The 16,797-nt window shown below is 63.8% G+C and carries 19 protein-coding genes and 1 tRNA gene; 11 read left to right on the top strand and 9 right to left on the bottom strand.

The window, feature by feature from the left end:
- Window positions 1-45: 45 nt before the first annotated feature.
- Window positions 46-831 carry a TerC family protein gene (locus FE851_RS01935; protein WP_017182844.1) on the bottom strand — a complete coding sequence of 262 codons (786 nt, stop codon included), beginning with the start codon at window positions 829-831 and terminating at the stop codon, window positions 46-48.
- A gap of 215 nt (window positions 832-1,046) precedes the next feature.
- Here FE851_RS01935 and FE851_RS01930 point away from each other — a divergent pair, with 215 nt between their 5' ends.
- Together FE851_RS01930 and FE851_RS01925 are read left to right on the top strand one after the other, a co-directional pair.
- On the top strand, window positions 1,047-2,051 hold the full coding sequence (locus FE851_RS01930; protein ID WP_017182845.1) for a class 1 fructose-bisphosphatase: 1,005 nt from the start codon (window positions 1,047-1,049) through the stop codon (window positions 2,049-2,051).
- A gap of 392 nt (window positions 2,052-2,443) precedes the next feature.
- Window positions 2,444-4,291, top strand: a complete 1,848-nt coding sequence (locus FE851_RS01925; protein WP_145199346.1) for an acyltransferase family protein — start codon at window positions 2,444-2,446, stop codon at window positions 4,289-4,291.
- A gap of 3 nt (window positions 4,292-4,294) precedes the next feature.
- On the opposite strand, the gene FE851_RS01920 is transcribed toward FE851_RS01925, so the two are convergent.
- Window positions 4,295-5,188, bottom strand: coding sequence for an N-formylglutamate amidohydrolase (locus FE851_RS01920; RefSeq protein ID WP_145199343.1), 894 nt, complete (start codon window positions 5,186-5,188; stop codon window positions 4,295-4,297).
- 154 nt (window positions 5,189-5,342) lie between these two features.
- Between FE851_RS01920 and cpdR the strand changes: the two genes are divergently transcribed.
- Window positions 5,343-5,720 carry a cell cycle two-component system response regulator CpdR gene (cpdR, locus tag FE851_RS01915; RefSeq protein ID WP_017182848.1) on the top strand — a complete coding sequence of 126 codons (378 nt, stop codon included), beginning with the start codon at window positions 5,343-5,345 and terminating at the stop codon, window positions 5,718-5,720.
- A 9-nt stretch (window positions 5,721-5,729) separates the two neighbouring features.
- Here cpdR and FE851_RS01910 read toward each other — a convergent pair whose 3' ends face one another.
- Window positions 5,730-7,061, bottom strand: a complete 1,332-nt coding sequence (locus FE851_RS01910) for a dicarboxylate/amino acid:cation symporter (RefSeq protein WP_145199340.1) — start codon at window positions 7,059-7,061, stop codon at window positions 5,730-5,732.
- A 126-nt stretch (window positions 7,062-7,187) separates the two neighbouring features.
- Here FE851_RS01910 and FE851_RS01905 point away from each other — a divergent pair.
- Window positions 7,188-7,262, top strand: a tRNA-Val gene (locus tag FE851_RS01905).
- A 64-nt stretch (window positions 7,263-7,326) separates the two neighbouring features.
- Window positions 7,327-7,947 (top strand): 5'-methylthioadenosine/S-adenosylhomocysteine nucleosidase, encoded by a 621-nt coding sequence (locus tag FE851_RS01900; protein WP_145199337.1) that lies wholly within the window; start codon window positions 7,327-7,329, stop codon window positions 7,945-7,947.
- Between the two features lie 17 nt (window positions 7,948-7,964).
- Here FE851_RS01900 and FE851_RS01895 read toward each other — a convergent pair whose 3' ends face one another.
- The 4 genes from FE851_RS01895 to petA form a co-directional block, all read right to left on the bottom strand.
- Entirely contained in the window at window positions 7,965-8,498 is a 534-nt protein-coding gene (locus FE851_RS01895; protein WP_017182851.1) for an adenine phosphoribosyltransferase, read from the bottom strand.
- Between the two features lie 78 nt (window positions 8,499-8,576).
- Window positions 8,577-9,428, bottom strand: coding sequence for a cytochrome c1 (locus FE851_RS01890; RefSeq protein WP_017182852.1), 852 nt, complete (start codon window positions 9,426-9,428; stop codon window positions 8,577-8,579).
- Between the two features lie 15 nt (window positions 9,429-9,443).
- Window positions 9,444-10,736: a cytochrome b gene (locus FE851_RS01885; RefSeq protein WP_017182853.1), complete on the bottom strand. Its 1,293-nt coding sequence runs from the start codon at window positions 10,734-10,736 to the stop codon at window positions 9,444-9,446.
- Between the two features lie 11 nt (window positions 10,737-10,747).
- Complete coding sequence (gene petA, locus FE851_RS01880; RefSeq protein ID WP_017182854.1) at window positions 10,748-11,314, bottom strand: ubiquinol-cytochrome c reductase iron-sulfur subunit; 567 nt, start codon at window positions 11,312-11,314, stop codon at window positions 10,748-10,750.
- Window positions 11,315-11,510: 196 nt separating this feature from the next.
- Here petA and FE851_RS01875 point away from each other — a divergent pair, with 196 nt between their 5' ends.
- From FE851_RS01875 to FE851_RS01865, 3 genes are read left to right on the top strand one after another with little or no spacing between them, the layout of a single operon-like run.
- Complete coding sequence (locus FE851_RS01875; protein WP_107124437.1) at window positions 11,511-11,981, top strand: tRNA (cytidine(34)-2'-O)-methyltransferase; 471 nt, start codon at window positions 11,511-11,513, stop codon at window positions 11,979-11,981.
- Window positions 11,978-12,880, top strand: coding sequence for an oxygen-dependent coproporphyrinogen oxidase (gene hemF / locus FE851_RS01870; RefSeq protein WP_145199334.1), 903 nt, complete (start codon window positions 11,978-11,980; stop codon window positions 12,878-12,880). Before FE851_RS01875 ends, hemF begins: the two co-directional genes overlap by 4 nt.
- A 6-nt stretch (window positions 12,881-12,886) precedes the next feature.
- The gene (locus tag FE851_RS01865) at window positions 12,887-13,486 is read left to right on the top strand and encodes a GNAT family N-acetyltransferase (RefSeq protein WP_145199331.1); all 600 of its coding nucleotides are present in this window, start codon (window positions 12,887-12,889) and stop codon (window positions 13,484-13,486) included.
- Here the strand turns inward: FE851_RS01865 and FE851_RS01860 are convergent.
- Window positions 13,468-14,262 carry a hypothetical protein gene (locus tag FE851_RS01860; protein ID WP_107124434.1) on the bottom strand — a complete coding sequence of 265 codons (795 nt, stop codon included), beginning with the start codon at window positions 14,260-14,262 and terminating at the stop codon, window positions 13,468-13,470. The genes FE851_RS01865 and FE851_RS01860 overlap by 19 nt on opposite strands.
- Before the next feature lie 80 nt (window positions 14,263-14,342).
- Here FE851_RS01860 and lipB point away from each other — a divergent pair, with 80 nt between their 5' ends.
- The 3 genes from lipB to FE851_RS01845 all read left to right on the top strand — a co-directional run bounded on the left by lipB (window position 14,343) and on the right by FE851_RS01845 (window position 16,135).
- Complete coding sequence (gene lipB / locus FE851_RS01855) at window positions 14,343-15,038, top strand: lipoyl(octanoyl) transferase LipB (protein ID WP_145199328.1); 696 nt, start codon at window positions 14,343-14,345, stop codon at window positions 15,036-15,038.
- A 48-nt stretch (window positions 15,039-15,086) separates the two neighbouring features.
- Window positions 15,087-15,365 (top strand): hypothetical protein, encoded by a 279-nt coding sequence (locus FE851_RS01850; RefSeq protein ID WP_026002334.1) that lies wholly within the window; start codon window positions 15,087-15,089, stop codon window positions 15,363-15,365.
- Between the two features lie 74 nt (window positions 15,366-15,439).
- Window positions 15,440-16,135 (top strand): hypothetical protein, encoded by a 696-nt coding sequence (locus FE851_RS01845; RefSeq protein ID WP_145199325.1) that lies wholly within the window; start codon window positions 15,440-15,442, stop codon window positions 16,133-16,135.
- 6 nt (window positions 16,136-16,141) lie between these two features.
- Here FE851_RS01845 and queE read toward each other — a convergent pair whose 3' ends face one another.
- Entirely contained in the window at window positions 16,142-16,789 is a 648-nt protein-coding gene (gene queE / locus FE851_RS01840) for a 7-carboxy-7-deazaguanine synthase (RefSeq protein ID WP_130753619.1), read from the bottom strand.
- Window positions 16,790-16,797: the final 8 nt, after the last annotated feature.

The raw sequence follows: 16,797 nt of genomic DNA, 5'->3' as shown, positions 1-16,797 counted from the left end.
CATGGCGTCGGCTTCCCGTCACGCCATCAACCCGCCCTCCCCTGATCATGCCCCTTTGCGCTGTTGCGCCCGGCGGGCAAAGATGTTGAGGCACTCCACCAGCGTCGAGAAGGCCATCGCCGCGTAGATATAGCCCTTTGGCACATGCACGCCGAAGCCATCGGCGATCAGCACCGCGCCGATCATCAGCAAAAAGCCCAGCGCCAGCATAACAACGGTCGGGTTCCTGGCGATGAAATTGGCGAGCGGATCGGCGGCCAGCACCATCGCGCCCACGGCGACCAGCACAGCAATGACCATGACCGCAAGATTATCGGTCATGCCCACGGCAGTCAGGATCGAATCGAGCGAGAAGATCATGTCGAGCAGGATGATCTGCACGATCGCGCTGCCGAAGGTCAGCGTCGCCACGCTCTTCTTGTCCAGCATATCGTCGCCGCGTGCGGGATCGACATTATGATGGATTTCCTTGGTCGCCTTCCAGATCAGGAACAGCCCGCCCGCGATCAGGATCAGGTCGCGCCAGGAAAATTCAGTTTCAAAGGTCGGCGCGCCATATTGGTTGGGCGGGCCGATGATCCCCAGGTCGAACACGGGCGCGGTCAGGCCGACGATCCAGGCAATCATCGACAGCAGCACCAGCCGCATTCCCAGCGCCAGGCCAATGCCGATACGGCGCGCCTTTTGCCGCTGATGTTCGGGCAGCTTGTTGGTCAGGATCGAAATGAACACCAGATTGTCGATGCCCAGCACCACTTCCATCACCACCAGCGCGACGAGCGCAGCCAGGGCGGCGGGATCGGTAAAGGCGGTAAGCAGGCTGTCCATCATGATCCTTCCGTCCGGTCTTTCGGCACGCCAGCGCAACGACAGGAAGGCCCGCTGGTTCCAACTGACACACTTTGTCACATGGGTGCGCTATCATCGGTAAAAGCCCGGTCCAAGCGACTGGACTGGACGAGACCAGTCGCATAGCGAAGGCGCGTTCTCCATTTCACGCGGCAGCCCCCGGCTGCGGCGCACCAGTCCCAAGCGAAAGGCAGCCCATGGCCAGAACCACCCTCACCCGTTTCCTGATCGAACAACAGCGGCTGGCCAATGCGCTGCCCGCCGAATTGCGCCTGTTGATCGAAACTGTGGCGCGCGCGTGCAAGACGATCAGCCATTCGGTGAGCAAGGGTGCGCTGGGCGAAGTGCTGGGCAGCCTGGACAGTGAAAATGTGCAGGGCGAGGTGCAGAAGAAGCTGGACGTGATCGCCAACGAACTGCTGCTCGACGCCAATGAATGGGGCGGACATCTGGCGGCGATGGCGTCGGAAGAGATGGAAACGATCCACCGCATCCCCAACCGCTATCCCAAGGGTGAATATCTGCTGCTGTTCGATCCGATCGACGGGTCCAGCAATATCGACGTCGATCTGTCGGTCGGGACGATCTTTTCGGTGCTGAAAGCGCCCGACGAATGTGCCGGTCGCGAAGTGACGGAAGAGGATTTCCTTCAGAATGGCCGGGCGCAGGTCGCAGCGGGCTATGCCATTTATGGCCCGCAGACGCTGCTGGTGCTGAGCGTCGGGACCGGCGTATATGAATTCACGCTGGACCGCGAAGTCGGCAGTTGGGTCATGACCGATCCCGACATGAAGATGCCGCAGGGCAAGTGCGAATTCGCCATCAACATGTCCAACCGCCGCCAATGGTCGCCCGGCATCGCCCGCTATATCGAAGAACGGGTGATGGGCGCGCAGGGGCCGTGCGGGGTGGATTACAATATGCGCTGGACCGCTTCCATGGTCGCGGACGTCCACCGCATCCTGAAGCGCGGCGGCATCTTCATGTATCCCGCCGACCATCGTACGCCCGGCAAGGCCAAGCTGCGCCTGATGTATGAAGCCAATCCGATGAGCTATCTGATCGAGCAGGCCGGCGGCGCGGCCACCGACGGCTTCATCCCGATCATGGATGTCGATGCCACCAGCCTGCACCAGCGCGTCGGCGTGATTCTGGGCGACAAGGCGGAAGTGGAAATGGTCACGGCCTATGGACGGGAATAGCCGATCGGCGGCGTTCCTGTTCAGCGATGGTCAGAGATAGGAAAAGTGGGGGAGAGCGGAGCGCCGCTCAATCCCCCTTGCTATGGCCTCGCCTGCCGGTCTTACCGGCGGCCCCTCTCCAGAAACATTTTATATGGCGCGGCTGTAGCGCATTTCGCCTAGACCAAGCCGGAGCCAAAAAAAAGGGCCGATCCGCAGACCAGCCCAAAAAGTTTAGGAGAGGATGCCTGAAAGGCACAGTTCTTTTGCAGCCGGGGCAGAATTTTCGCAAATGCGAAGGATGAAAGCGCGGTTGCGCCAAACGCAATCGCTTGCTGCAATTTTAACCATCCCCACGTCCGTTCGAGTCGCCGGTAAAGCAAATGTCAGGGCTTTGCCCCTAAGCGGGGCCGATGCATTATCGCCGCGATATCGACGGACTGCGCGCCCTGGCGATTCTGCCGGTGCTGCTGTTCCACGCCCATGTGCCGGGATTTGATGGCGGCTATGTCGGCGTCGATATATTCTTCGTCATTTCAGGCTATCTGATCACCGGCATCATCGCCCGCGAAGTCGATGATGGCCGCTTCTCGCTCGCACGCTTTTACGAGCGGCGATTCCGGCGGATCGTCCCGGCGCTGGGGCTGATGATATTGGTGGTGCTGGGGCTGAGCGCCTGGCTCTATCTGCCCGGTGACCTGGAGGGGGTGCCGCGGTCCGCGCTGGCCGCCACGCTGTTTGCATCGAACCTGTGGTTCTTTACCGACACCGGCTATTTCGCGGGGGGCGCGGACGTCAAGCCGCTGCTCCACACATGGTCGCTGGCGGTGGAGGAACAATATTATATCGGCTTCCCCATCCTGCTGATGCTGATCGTCCGCTTCGCCCCCCGCTGGCGAACGGCGGTGGTGATGGCGATTGCGGCAGGATCGCTGCTGCTGTCGATCGCGATGCAGCGCGATACCAGTGGTTTCGCCTTCTACCTGTTGCCGACTCGCGCCTGGGAATTGCTGGCGGGGGCATTGTTGGCGCTGGGCGTCGTGCCCGCGCTAAAGGCGCGCTGGTTGCGCGAACTGGTAGCTTGGGGCGGGATCGCCGGAATTGCGTTCGCGGTCGGCTGTTATGATCGCGACACGCTGTTCCCCGGCATCGCCGCCCTCGCCCCGGTGCTGGGCGCGGCGGCGCTGATCCACAGCGCGCCGGGAACGAGCGCGGGACGGTTGCTTGGCTGGGCGCCACTGGTGGGCGTGGGTCTTGTCTCCTACTCGCTCTATCTGTGGCACTGGCCGCTGATCGTGTTCACCGAATATGCGACCGACATGCCCGTTACGGGCTGGACGCGAATCGCGGTCATTGCCGGATCATTTGTCGCAGCGATCCTGTCCTGGCGCTTTGTCGAGCGCCCGTTCCGCGATTCGCAGGCGATGCCAGCGCGCACCATATTCCGCTTCACCGGCGCGACCATGGCGCTGCTGTGCAGCCTGTCGCTGGCCTTGATGGCGGCGGGACCATGGCCATCGCGTTTCGCGCCGACGGTGTTGGCGCAGGCCGCCGGGCGCGACGACATCAGCCCCGAACGCAAGCGCTGCCACGACATATTCGCCCGTGGCGCGACGCCATGCGTGTTGGGCGCGGCGGTCCCGCCCGATGCGATGCTGTGGGGTGACAGCCATGGGGTCGAACTGGCCTATGCGCTGGCGCTGGAGGCCAGGGCGCAAGGATGGGCGCTGGTGCAGCGCACGACATCGAGTTGCCCGCCGGTGCTGGGCTATGATGCGCCCAGGGATGCGCGGTGCGCGGCGGCCAATCGCGCCGCCTTTGCCGCATTGCGCGCAAACCCCGCCATCCGCCGCGTCTATCTGGCCGCCTTCTGGGCCAATGGCGCGTTTGACGATCCGGCATTCGTGGCCAAGCTGGACCGCAGCATCGCCGCGATCCGGGCCGAAGGGCGGGAGGTCGTGCTGATCGGCGCGGTGCCTCCGCAGCCCTTTGACGTGCCGCGCCGCCTTGCCCACCTCGCACGCGCCGGGCGACTGGCAGAGGCGCAAGGCGTCGCGCGATCCTGGCTGGATGCCCGGACCGTCCATTTGCGCGCGCTATTTGCGCGATGGCAGGCACGGGGCGTCAGGCTGATCGATCCGGCAGTCGCGCTGTGCGATGCCCGGCACTGCGCGATCGAGCAGGACGGCAAGCCGCTCTATTTCGATTCGCACCATCTGAGCGTAACGGGCGCGCGGTTGGTCATCGCGCGCGGCGGCTGACGCCTATTCGGCCGCCAGCGCATAATCGGCGCGCGGCAATTCATTCGCCAACGCCTGGGCGATGGCCATGATGATCCCCTGTATCCGGGCGAGGCCCGGCCCCGGCTGATCCAGCACGTCATCCAGATAGAGGCTGCGATCCACCTCTATCTGGATCGCGTGCAGGCCGCTTTCGGGACGACCATGGCGTTCGATCAGATGATCGCCGGCATAGGGATGGTTTTGCGCCGCGACGACGCCATGGCCCGCGGCGACATCGGCCGCGAGCGTCATCAGCCGGGTGGAGGCGCTGCGCCCGAACCGATCGCCCAGCACGATTTTGGGTGCTTCCTGCCCGGCGGCGGGCGGCGGCAGCGGCGGCATGGAATGCAGGTCGATCAGGATCGCATGGCCAAAGGCGTCGCGCGCTGCCCTCATCAGGCGGGTCAGTTCGGCATGATAGGGCCGGTGAATCGTTTCGATCCGGCGCTGCGCCTCGCTCCACGCCACAGGCTTGTGCCATAGTTCATGCGCGCCGACCATGCGGCGGGGAAAAAGGCCCAGCCCGCCGCGCAGCTTGACGCTGCTCTGAAACGCGGCGTCGCGCGGCGCGCCGACGAGCATGGCCGGGTCGATTTCGCGCTCGTGACGGTTAAGGTCGATCAGTGCGCGCGGCGCGCGGGCAAGGACGACGGTGAAGCCGCGCGCGATGAGCGGATGGACCAGCAGGTCGGCCCAGCGATCTTCCAGCCGTTGCAATTGTTGCCGCCGTACCCGCGCTTGCGCCAGCAGTTCGGGCGGATAATCGCGCCCGGCATGGGGTACGGAAAGGATGATGGGCCGGTCGGGATTGACGGGGCCGAACTGGTCGAAACCCGCCTCGGTCCGGGCGGGAGGACATGGCGCGGGACGATCCAATAAGGCTCCTTTCACCGGCCATATGACTGGCCGCACCAAAAATGGTTACTTGGCTGGATAATGTTTACACCTTGTCGCATATATCGGACAGGGACGCCACCCTGACGGGGGCATGGGGGACAGGCCGGAAACGGCAATGAGAGTAGCTGGCGCAATGGTTCGCATATTATTGGCGGAAGATGACGAGAGTATGCGGGTCTATCTGGCCCGTGCGCTGGAACGATCCGGCTATGAGGTCGTGGCCGTCGCGACCGGCACCGAAGCCCTGCCCCATATCGCGTCCGACCGGTTCGACCTGTTGCTGACCGACATCGTGATGCCCGAAATGGACGGGATCGAACTGGCGCAGCACGCGGCGTCCGTGGCCCCGGACATGCGGATCATGTTCATTACCGGCTTTGCCGCGGTGACGCTGAAGGCCGGGAAGGCCGTGCCGCAGGCCAAGGTATTGTCCAAGCCCTTCCACCTGCGCGACCTGGTGCTGGAGGTTGAACGGATGTTCGGCAGCGAGAGTCTGACCGGGCTGAACTGACCCCGCCCGTCAATCCTCGATCACTTCTTCCATATCGGCCGTGGGGTTGAGCGGGATGCCGGCCATCGCGGCGGTGAGCCTTTCGCGGTCCAGCCCCTTTTCCCACGCTGATACGACGATGGTGGCGACGGCGTTGCCGACAAAGTTGGTGAGTGCCCGAACCTCGCTCATGAAGCGGTCGACCCCCAGAATCAGCGCCATGCCCGCGACCGGCACCGACGGCACGATCGACAGCGTCGCCGCCAGCGTGATGAACCCCGCGCCCGTCACGCCCGCCGCGCCCTTGGACGAAATCATCGCGACGAGCAGCAGCAACACCTGCTGTTGCAGGGTCAGGTCGACATTGCATGCCTGCGCGATGAACAGCGCCGCCAGCGTCATGTAGATGTTCGTGCCGTCGAGGTTGAAGCTGTAGCCGGTCGGCACGACCAGCCCGACCACCGACTTGCGGCAGCCCGCCCGCTCCATCTTCTCGATCAGGCTGGGCAGCGCGGCTTCGGACGAGGATGTTCCCAGCACGAGCAGCAATTCCGCCTTCAGGTAACGGATGAGGTGCAGGATGTTGAAGCCGGCCAGCCGCGCGACCGTGCCCAGCACCACCAGCACGAATAGCAGCGAGGTCAGGTAGAAGGTCGCGACCAGACCGACCAGATTGGCAAGCGTGCCCACGCCATATTCGCCGATGGTGAAGGCCATCGCCCCGAACGCCCCGACCGGCGCCGCCTTCATCAGGAAGGCGACCAGTTTGAATACGGCATGGCTGGCCGATTCGAGGACCGCCATCAACGGCGCCGCCTTGTCGCCGATCATGGTCAGCGCGATGCCGAACAGGATGGCGACGAACAGCACTTGCAGGATGTTGCCATCCGCGACCGCCGACACCATGGTCGACGGGATGATGCTCATCAGGAAGCCCGTCAGCGTGGTTTCATGCGCCTTGTGCGCGAAGTCCGCGACCTTGCCCGCGTCGAGGCTGGCCGGATCGATATTCAGACCAGCGCCCGGCTGGACCAGATTGGCGACAATCAGCCCGACAATGAGCGCGAGCGTCGAAAAGGTCAGGAAGTAGGCAAAAGCCTTGGCCGCGACCCGGCCGATCGCGCCCAATTCCTTCATTCCGGCAATGCCGGTGACGATGGTGAGGAAAATGACGGGGGCGATGATCATCTTCACCAGTTTAATGAAGGCGTCCCCCAGCGGCTTTAGCTGCACGCCCATGTTGGGGAAGAAATGGCCAATGCTGACGCCCAGCGCGATCGCGATCAGTACCTGAACATAGAGTTGGCGATACCATGGCAGACGCGGTGTCGTCTGGATCGGCGAAGATGGCGATGGCAGCATAGGTCTGGCGTCCCCTGTTTGCACCGCAGCATATGGGCCGTCCCTGCCCTGTCCAGAAGAATGTCGCACCCCTGCAATTTCCCGCTTGCGCAGGTCCGGTCCCCCGGCTATTGGCCCAACTCCCGTGGGCGTATAGCTCAGTGGTAGAGCACTGTGTTGACATCGCAGGGGTCGCAAGTTCAATCCTTGCTACGCCCACCATGACAAAGCCCGTCGCCTGGTTTCAGGTGGCGGGCTTTCTCTTTTGCTACAGGCGGAGGATGATATGATCCCGGTTTGCGAGACGATTTCGGGGCAGCGCCTGTTGTTCGTGATGGCGGCCGACGCGGAATATGGGCCGCAACTGCGTGCCCGATTCGCGCCGCTGATGACCGGGGTTGGCCCGATCGAGGCAGCATTGGCCACCGGCATTGCCCTGCACGACATGGCGCGCGCAAACGCCCTGCCCGATCTGGTCGTCTGCCTGGGATCGGCCGGATCGCGGATCTGCGGGCTGGGCGAAGTGGTGCAGGTGGCCAGCGTATCGTGGCGCGACATGGATGCGTCGCGACTGGGGTTCGTGAAGGGGGTGACGCCGTTCGCCGATCATCCGGTCGATCTGCCGCTGGTAACGCCCCTCACCCTTCCGAGCGCGCGGCTGTCGACCGGCGCCAATATCGTGGGCGGCGATGACTATGCGGCGATCGACGCCGACATGGTGGACATGGAGACATTCGCCGTGGCACGCGCCTGCGCCCGTTATAGCGTCCCGCTGATGGGGCTGCGCGGCATTTCCGACGGGCCGGGCGAACTGGCCCATATCCATGGCTGGACGGCGTTGCTCGGCCTGCTGGACGAGCGGTTGGCGATGGCGGTGGACGGGTTGGCGGCCGCGCTGGCAAAATAGCGACGTGCGAAGGTCGGCTACTCGCCCGCAAATGCCATGATCGCCCGCGCGGCGACGCCTTCGGCGGCGAGCGCCGCCATGCCGCCGAGATCGGGCAGGTCGATCGCGAACAGGGCCATGAGCACGCTTGCCCCCTGTTCGCGCAGCAACTGCGCCGCAGCCACAGCCGTGCCGCCAGTGGCGATCAGATCATCGACAAGCAACACGCGCGCGCCCTTGGGCACCTGGCCTTCATGCAGTTCCAGCCGGTCGGTGCCATATTCCAGAACATAATCGATGCCCACGGTCTTGCCGGGGAGTTTGCCCTTCTTGCGCACCGGCACGAAGCCCTTGCCGAGCGTGAACGCCAGCGCCGCGCCCAGGATGAAGCCCCGCGCCTCTATGCCCACGATCAGGTCCGGGTCCAGCGGACGGGCAATGTCGGCCAGTCGCGCGGTCAGGTCGCGCAGCCCTTCCCCATCGGCCAGCAGCGTCGTGATGTCGCGAAACTGGATGCCCGGCTTGGGAAAGTCGGGAATGGTGCGAATGAGGTCGGTCAGGTCGCTGGTCATCGCGCCCCTATAGAGAAAGGGCGCGGCTTCCTCAAGAAACCGCGCCCTTTGCTATGCTTGTCCTGTCGGACCGGACGGTCAGGCCGCCTTTTTCTTGTCCGCCCAGATATTCTGATAGGACATATAAGCCAGGCCCGTCGCGATCAGCAGGAAGATCAGCGTCGCCAGACCCGCGCGCCGACGGTTTTCCAGCTTGGGTTCGGCGGTCCAGGTCAGGAAGGCCGAGACGTCCTGCGCCATCTGGTCGACGGTCGGCTTGGGCTGGCCCGGACCATAGGTCACCTGGCCATCAGCCGTCAGCGGCGGCGCCATGGCAAGGTTGAGGTTAGGGAAATAGGGGTTGTAGTGCAGCCCTTCCGGCGTCTTGGCATCCGGGAACTCCTTGAGCAGTTCAGCCGGCTGCGCCTGGAAGCCCGTCAGCAGCGAATAGACATAGGCGCTGCCATGGTGGCGGGCCTTGGTCATCAGCGACAGGTCTGGCGGGATCGCATTGTTGTTCGCCGCCGCCGCCGCGACATTGTTCGCGAAAGGCAGGGGGAAATGATCCGCGGGCACAGGATCACGGCTGGACGCCTCACCAGTGGCCGGGTCGACCGACGGGGTCTTGATCGCCCACTGCTTGGCGATCGCCTTCACTTCGGCTTCGTTATAGCCAAGCGCCTGAAGATCGCGGAAAGCGACGAATTTCAGGCTGTGGCAAGCCGAGCAGACTTCCTTGAACACCTGGAAGCCGCGTTGCAGCTGCGCCTGGTCATATTTGCCAAGCGGCCCGTCAAACGAGAAGGACACATGCTTTACCGGCTTGTGGAATTCATGCTCCACGGTCGGCTGCGGCGGTTCGGAGACATAAGCCACCGCACCAACCAGGAAGGAGATGAACAGCCAGCCTGCAAAAAAGAGGCCGACGAGGAATGCGCCAATGCGAACCATGGTCTTATCTACCCCTTATTCGGCCGGAACCGCGACGGTTTCGCCGTCGGTCTTGCCATATTTGGCCAGCACAGCCTCGGTAATCGAGCCAGGCAGCGGGAGCGGCTTTTCAAAACGCGAGATCAGCGGAAGGATGATCAGGAAGTGGGCGAAATAATAGGCGCCCGCCAACTGGCTCATCATGACATAGGGTTCTTCCGCCGGCGCGCCGCCCAACCAGCCCAGGATCAGCACGTCGAGGCACAGGATCCAGAAGAACTTGTTGAAGGTCGGCCGATACTTGCCCGACCGCACCGGCGAGGTGTCGAGCCAGGGCAGGAAGAAGAGCAGCAGGATCGACGCGAACATCGCCAGCACGCCCAGCAGCTTTGCGGGCACGAAGAAGAAGTCCACGGTGAACGCGCGCAGGATGGCGTAGAAGGGCCAGAAATACCATTCCGGCACGATGTGCGCGGGGGTCGAGAGCGGGTTCGCCTCGATATAGTTATCCGGGTGGCCCAGGAAGTTGGGGGCGAAGAACAGCAGCGCGCAGAAGGCGATGAGGAACACGCCCGCACCGAAGCCATCCTTTGCGGTATAATAGGGGTGGAACGGCACAGTGTCCTGCGGCCCCTTCACTTCCACGCCGGTCGGGTTCGAGGAACCGGGAATATGCAGCGCCCAGATGTGCAGGATGATGACACCGGCAATCACGAAGGGCAGCAGGAAGTGGAGCGAGAAGAAGCGGTTGAGCGAAGCGTTACCAGGGGCAAAGCCGCCCAGCAGCCAGGTCTGGATCGGTTCGCCCACGACCGGGATCGCGCCGAACAGGCCGGTGATCACCTTTGCGCCCCAGTAGGACATCTGGCCCCAGGGGAGGACGTAGCCCATAAACGCGGTCGCCATCATCAGCAGGAAGATGACGAGGCCGAGCAACCACACCATTTCGCGCGGCGCCTTGTAGGAACCGAAATAGAGGCCGCGGAAAATGTGGAGATAGACGACGATGAAGAAGAAGCTTGCCCCGTTGGCGTGAGCATAGCGCATCAGCCAGCCCGCGTTCACGTCACGCATCGTCTGTTCGACGGTGCTGAACGCGACGAGATCATTGGCGCCGTAATGCATCGCCATGATCACGCCGGTGACGATCTGGATCACCAGCGCAAGACCGGCGAGAACACCGAAGTTCCAGAAATAGTTGAGGTTGCGCGGCACGGGATAGCCCGCGCCAACGGCGTTATAGGCGAGACGCGGAAGCGGCAGCTTCTCGTCGATCCACACCATGACCGGATTTTTCGGCGTATATTGCTCAGCCCAGGGAAAGCTCATCGTTTCTTACCTCAGCCTACGAGAATGGCGGTGTCGGAAGTGAAGGCGAACTTCGGCACTTCCAGGTTCTTGGGCGCGGGGCCTTTGCGGATGCGCGCGGCGGTATCGTAGGACGAACCATGGCATGGGCAGAAATAGCCGCCATATTCACCCCGATTCTCACCTTCGCCCGCGCCCAGCGGCACGCAGCCCAGATGGGTGCAGACACCCATGGTCACCAGCCACTGCTTCTTGCCATCCACGGTGCGCTCTTCCAGCGTCTGCGGATCGCGCAGCGTGGAAGGGTCCACCTTGTCGGCTTCGGCGATTTCCTTTTCCGTCAGCTGGCGCACGAAAAGCGGCTGGCTGCGGAAGGTGGTCTTGATCGCCTGACCCGGCTGGATGGCCGAAAGATCAACTTCGGTCGATGCAAGCGCCAGCACGTCGGCGCTGGGGTTCATCTGGTCGATCAACGGCAGGACGACGGCAACAGCGCCGACTCCTGCAAAACTCACCGCAGCGATGTTGATGAAATCGCGACGACGCACCCCATCATCGCCGGATAGACCCGTGCTGTCTGTATGTTCAACGATCGCCATGCACCTTAACCCTTGCAAGAACGTCCCTGATCCCGCCGGAGCGCCGTTTCCGGCGCCTTTATGTCAAGGAATTCGGATGGCCATGCGAAACGGCCCCGCCTTCCCCCCGGCGTGGTTCGCGGGCCTGATAACCTCAGTGCGCGCTCTTTGCCAACAGCAAAGTCACTGACCCTATGACAATTTGCCCCGCTGCATTATGGCGCGGGTCATGCGTATAGCCCTTTATCAACCCGAAATAGCGGGCAATGTCGGCGCGATCCTGCGCCTGGCCGCCTGTTTTGCCGTGCCGGTGGATATCATCATGCCAACCGGATTCGCCTTTTCCGACGCGCGCCTGAAGCGCGCCGCCATGGACTATGGCGCGTCGGCCGATGTCACCCGCCACGCCAATTTCGCGGCCTTCGACGCCGAACGCCGCGCGCAGGGCCGCCGCCTGCTGCTGATGAGCGCCCATGCGTCGGAACGGCTGCCCGACGTTGCCTTCCACGCCGACGACGTGTTGCTGATGGGATCGGAAAGCGCCGGCGTACCGGAGACGGTGCGCGATATGGCCGACATCCGCATCCGCATTCCGATGGCGGCGGGGTTTCGATCCTTGAACATCGCCGTTTCCACGGGCATCGCCGTCGCCGAAGCCCTGCGCCAGACCGGAAAGTTCCCGCAATGACCCCTGCCCCGATAACCCCAGCCCCCGTGCCTACCGTCCCCTTCGCCCTCGATTCCCGGCAGCAGGCCGCGCGCGCCTGGTTCGAATCGCTGCGCGACCGAATCTGCGCCGCGTTCGAGGCGATCGAGCGGGAGGCCGGCAGCGACGCCCGCTTTGCCTACACCCATTGGGACCGCGAAGCCGAAGGGCAGGCGCCCGGCGAAGGCGGCGGCGGCGTGCGCGGGGTGATGAAGGGCAAGATTTTCGAGAAGGTCGGCGTCAACGTCTCCACCGTCGGCGGGGAATTCGCCCCCGGATTCGCGCAGACGATCCATGGCGCGGCCGAAAACCCCGCCTTCTTCGCCACCGGCATCAGCCTGGTCGCGCATATGGCCAATCCCCACGTTCCCGCCGTGCATATGAACACGCGCTATCTGGTGACGACCAAAAGCTGGTTCGGCGGCGGCGCGGACCTGAACCCGCCCTTGCCGCGCGAGGAGGATACGGCCCATTTCCACGATGTGCTGAAACGCGCCTGCGATGCGCATGACGGGGACTATTATCCCCGCTTCAAGGCGTGGGCCGACGAGTATTTCTACATTCCCCATCGCAGCGTGCATCGCGGGGTCGGCGGGATTTTCTACGATCATCTGGAATGTGCCGACGATGCCGGGTTCGACGCCAACTTCGCCTTTACCCGCGCGGTGGGCGAGGCTTTTCTGGAGGCGTATCCGCCGATCGTAAGGCGGCGCATGAGCGACGAATGGAGCGAGGCGGACTATGCCCAAATGCTGGAATGGCGCGGCCGCTATGCCGAATTCAATCTGGTGCATGACCGGGGGACGCTGTTCGGCCTCAAGACCGGAGGCAATATCGAGGCGATCCTGATGAGCCTGCCGCCCATGGCCAGCTGGAGCTAAGGCGCGATGGGGTCGATCCCGGTCGAGCCGGGGATGGTGGCGGCGGTCGTCACTCATCTGGAAATGCGGGCGCGCCCCCGCCCCGCGCCGATTCCACCCGCCCCGCTGCAACTGGTGCGATGGAAGGCGCCGAAGATCGACACCTATCGCGCCCTGTTTCGTCGGGTGGGCGAGCCATGGCTGTGGTTTTCACGGCTGGTGATGAGCGACGAATCGCTCGCTGCGATCATCCATGATCCGATGGTCGAGATTTACGCCGTTGCTGATCCACGTGGGATCGAGGTCGGATTGCTGGAGCTGGACTTCCGCGCGATGCCCGATTGCGAACTGGTCTTTTTCGGGCTGGTGCCGCAACTGAACGGCAAGGGCCATGGCAAATGGCTGATGGCGCAGGCCAAGGCGCTGGCATGGCGCAAGGGGGTGGAGCGATTCTGGGTCCACACCTGCACGCTGGATAGTCCCGTAGCGCTGGGATTCTATATGAAGGCCGGGTTCGTGCCGACCAGGCGCGAGATCGAGACATTCGCCGACCCGCGCCTCGCCGGTATTCTACCGCGCGACTGTGCGCCGCATGTGCCGTTGCTGGATCAGTCCGCCAACGCCTGACGATAGAGGCGGGCGATCATGACCAGCATATAGACCTGGATGGCTGTCGAAATGACAGCGCCAGCGACTCCGCCGATCAGCCGCGCCGCTTCCGCGCCGCCGATGAGGCCGCCGATCAGACCGAAGATCGCCTGCGCCGCCGTGCTGGCGATCGCCGATACAATCAGGGTGATGAGGATGAAGGCCAGCAGCCGCCAGAAATGGCCGCGCGTGAGCGACCATGACTGACGCAGCGAGGGCATGACGCCAGCGCTGCCGTCAATCACGACCGGATTGAGCAGCATCAGCCGGATACTGGCGAAGAGCGCCAGCCCGACCAGCCCGAACCCCAACAGAACCCCGCCGCCCGCTGCCAGCGGCTTCGACACCAGCGACAACAGGATCATGACGGTAACCAGCACCATCGCAGCCGCCATCAGCGCCCCGATCACCACCAGGGCCGTACCGATCAATACGGGCAGGCGATTGAGGCCCAGGCGCAGCGCTTCGCCGACGCTGATACCGGGACGCAGGGCCAGCGCGAACAGGGTGAGCGATCCGAACCAGACCAGAAGGACCGCCACTATCAGTCCCAGCCAGTAGCTGAGGGGAACCGCAGGCATAGTCGATGCGGTGGGCGAGAGCGACCAGGCGGCGAGTTCCGGCGGGGTCATTTCCTGCAGGATCAGGCCCGGCAGCGCCACGAACAGCAGCGCGACGGGGAAAAGCAGCGTGGCTTCGCGCGCGACGAAGGCCACGGCCTCCTCCCATGCCTTGCCAATGGACATCGTTGCCATATCTTGAACTGCCTGCCTGATCGCTGCGTAAAACCGGGTCGAGACTTGATCGCTCGCCCGGCCCAAGTCAAGGAAGGGTCATGAGCCAAATTTTGCCCTTTCCCCCTGACGTCGAATGGCGCGTGGACAGATCACCTGTCGCTTACCCGCAAGCGCTGGCGGACATGGAGGCGCGCGCCGCTGCGATCCATGCGGGCGAAGCGGGCGAGCGGGTCTGGCTGATCGAGCATCCGCCGCTCTACACCGCCGGGACGAGCGCCGATCCGGCGGAACTGATCGACCCGCGCTTTCCGGTCCATGATGCCGGGCGCGGCGGGCGTTATACCTATCATGGGCCGGGGCAGCGGATCGGCTATCTCAACATCGACCTTGGCAAACGCGGCAAGGATGTCCGCAATTTCGTCCATCATCTCGAAGGCTGGATGATCGCGGCATTGAGCGATCTGGGCATTGCCGCGCGGCGGGCGGAAGGGCGGATCGGCATCTGGACCGACGACCGCGACGGGCGGGAAGCGAAGATCGGCGCGCTGGGCATTCGGGTGCGGCGCTGGGTGACGCTCCACGGCTTTTCGATCAATGTCGATCCCGACCTCACCCATTTTACCGGCATCGTGCCATGCGGGATCAGCGAATATCCCGTCACCAGCATTGCGGCGCTAGGCGGCAACGCCTCCATGGCCGCGCTGGACGATGCTTTACGGGCGCATTTCCCTGCTTTTCTCAATCGCTTGGGCCGATGCGGCACGGGGGTTGAGCAATGCGGAACGGACCGCTAGGGTCTGGCCTTTCGCCGGGCGAGGCTGCCGGGCCTGAAGGAGACCCGGATGCGCCGTAACGCAATGACCGTAGCTTTCGCCATGCTGTTTGCGCTTGCCGCCTGTGGCAGTGCCGACAAGGGCGGCAACAAGGTCGAGATGAAGGATATGGAAGTGGTGGACGGCACCGCGACCGATGCCATGACCGATCTGGACGGGGTGCAGAGCGAAGGCACGGCGGTCGCGATGCCGAATAGCAATGCAGCCGACAATGCGGCGGCCGCTCGCCCCAAGCCAGCCGAGCAAAAGGCTCAGGCCGAAGATGCGGAGGTTCTGGCCGATCAGTGACGGTTCAGCCCTGATATAGTTTGTCGAGAGAATAGGTGGGGGACGCAGGACGTCCCTTTGGAGAATATCGTTTCATGAGCTTCCGTTCCTCGTTGCGCCCTATCCTTGCGGGTTTCGCACTGGCCGCCGCGCCGATAATGGCGCAGCCCGCCGCCGCGCAGTTTTTCTGGTCGCCGCCCGACCTGTCGGCCCCGCCGCTGACCGATGCGGCCGCCGCGACCGCGATGGGCCTGCCCGGCGCAACGGCAGCGGAGATCAAGGCCGGGCTGGTGTGGAACCTGCGCGCGGCGCTCAATATCGCCGCATTGCAATGCCAGTTCGAGCCGACGCTCCTGGCGATCAGCAATTATAACGCGATGATCGCCCATCATGATGCGGAACTCGATTCGGCGCAGTCCGTGCTATTGGGCTATTTCCAGCGGACCGTGGGCAAGGGACGGCCCGGACAGGCCGCGTCGGACCAATATGGCACGCGCATCTATTCGGGCTATTCGACGGTGCAGGCGCAAAAGGGCTTTTGCCAGGCGGCCACTGTGGTCGGGCGGCAGGCGATCTTCGCCGATCGCGGCACTCTGCATGAAGTGGCGCGCAATGGGTTGGCCTCAATCAAGAAGTCGCTCGTGGTCGCGGGCGAGCAATATTATGGATCGCCCGGCTACGACTATCGGGTCGCCATGCCCTCCCTGGCCGCCAATTGCTGGAAGAAGGGCGTTTTGCAGCCCGAGTGCCAGCAGCAATGGAATGCGCAGAAGGGCGAGACGCAGCCCTGACCGGCGTTACCGCAGGCCCAGATATTTATGGGCCTGCACCGTCAGCCGCCAGCGTGGGCGATCCATGACCAGCGCGATCGCAGCGCGGGCATTATCCTGTGCATGGGGATCATCGAGCGGCTGAAGCAGATGATGGGCGAAGGCCCATTGCTCCATCGCCGCCACGTCGGCGATGCTGTGTCCGCCACCGGGCTGGGGCCAGACCAGTTTCAATTCATGGCCTTCGCGCTGAACGACATCGCTGCCAGCCTTGGGGCTGATGCAGATCCAGTCGATGCCGGGATGGACGGCCAGCGTGCCGTTGCTTTCGATCGCGATGGTGAAGCCGCGGGCGTGGAGCGCGTCAACCAGCGCATCATCGACCTGCAACATCGGCTCGCCGCCGGTCAGGACGATATAGCGGCCAGCATCGCCCGCGCCCCAGAAAGCCAGGGCTGCATCAGCCAGCGCATCGGCATCGGCGAATTTGCCGCCGCCATCGCCGTCGGTCCCGACGAAATCGGTGTCGCAAAAGCGGCAGATCGCCTGTGCGCGATCCTGTTCGCGCCCGCTCCACAGGTTGCAGCCGGCAAAGCGCAGGAATACCGCGCGCCGCCCGGCCTGCACCCCTTCCCCCTGCAGGGTCAGGAACATTTCCTTGACGGCATAGCTCATCGTCCGCC

The organism is Sphingobium sp. B2, assembly GCF_007693735.1.
In the GTDB taxonomy this organism is placed as follows: Bacteria; Pseudomonadota; Alphaproteobacteria; order Sphingomonadales; family Sphingomonadaceae; genus Sphingobium; species Sphingobium xenophagum.
This window is presented reverse-complemented; position numbering and strand designations above follow the sequence as displayed.

Excerpts from the sequence above, each read along its gene's own strand:
- FE851_RS01935 (WP_017182844.1), bottom strand. The coding sequence starts at position 831 with ATGATGGACAGCCTGCTTACCGCCTTTACCGATCCCGCCGCCCTGGCT.
- FE851_RS01930 (WP_017182845.1), top strand. The coding sequence starts at position 1,047 with ATGGCCAGAACCACCCTCACCCGTTTCCTGATCGAACAACAGCGGCTG.
- FE851_RS01925 (WP_145199346.1), top strand. The coding sequence starts at position 2,444 with ATGCATTATCGCCGCGATATCGACGGACTGCGCGCCCTGGCGATTCTG.
- cpdR (WP_017182848.1), top strand. The coding sequence starts at position 5,343 with ATGGTTCGCATATTATTGGCGGAAGATGACGAGAGTATGCGGGTCTAT.
- FE851_RS01910 (WP_145199340.1), bottom strand. The coding sequence starts at position 7,061 with ATGCTGCCATCGCCATCTTCGCCGATCCAGACGACACCGCGTCTGCCA.
- FE851_RS01900 (WP_145199337.1), top strand. The coding sequence starts at position 7,327 with ATGATCCCGGTTTGCGAGACGATTTCGGGGCAGCGCCTGTTGTTCGTG.
- FE851_RS01895 (WP_017182851.1), bottom strand. The coding sequence starts at position 8,498 with ATGACCAGCGACCTGACCGACCTCATTCGCACCATTCCCGACTTTCCC.
- FE851_RS01890 (WP_017182852.1), bottom strand. The coding sequence starts at position 9,428 with ATGGTTCGCATTGGCGCATTCCTCGTCGGCCTCTTTTTTGCAGGCTGG.
- FE851_RS01885 (WP_017182853.1), bottom strand. The coding sequence starts at position 10,736 with ATGAGCTTTCCCTGGGCTGAGCAATATACGCCGAAAAATCCGGTCATG.
- petA (WP_017182854.1), bottom strand. The coding sequence starts at position 11,314 with ATGGCGATCGTTGAACATACAGACAGCACGGGTCTATCCGGCGATGAT.
- FE851_RS01875 (WP_107124437.1), top strand. The coding sequence starts at position 11,511 with ATGGCGCGGGTCATGCGTATAGCCCTTTATCAACCCGAAATAGCGGGC.
- hemF (WP_145199334.1), top strand. The coding sequence starts at position 11,978 with ATGACCCCTGCCCCGATAACCCCAGCCCCCGTGCCTACCGTCCCCTTC.
- FE851_RS01865 (WP_145199331.1), top strand. The coding sequence starts at position 12,887 with ATGGGGTCGATCCCGGTCGAGCCGGGGATGGTGGCGGCGGTCGTCACT.
- FE851_RS01860 (WP_107124434.1), bottom strand. The coding sequence starts at position 14,262 with ATGGCAACGATGTCCATTGGCAAGGCATGGGAGGAGGCCGTGGCCTTC.
- lipB (WP_145199328.1), top strand. The coding sequence starts at position 14,343 with ATGAGCCAAATTTTGCCCTTTCCCCCTGACGTCGAATGGCGCGTGGAC.
- FE851_RS01850 (WP_026002334.1), top strand. The coding sequence starts at position 15,087 with ATGCGCCGTAACGCAATGACCGTAGCTTTCGCCATGCTGTTTGCGCTT.
- FE851_RS01845 (WP_145199325.1), top strand. The coding sequence starts at position 15,440 with ATGAGCTTCCGTTCCTCGTTGCGCCCTATCCTTGCGGGTTTCGCACTG.
- queE (WP_130753619.1), bottom strand. The coding sequence starts at position 16,789 with ATGAGCTATGCCGTCAAGGAAATGTTCCTGACCCTGCAGGGGGAAGGG.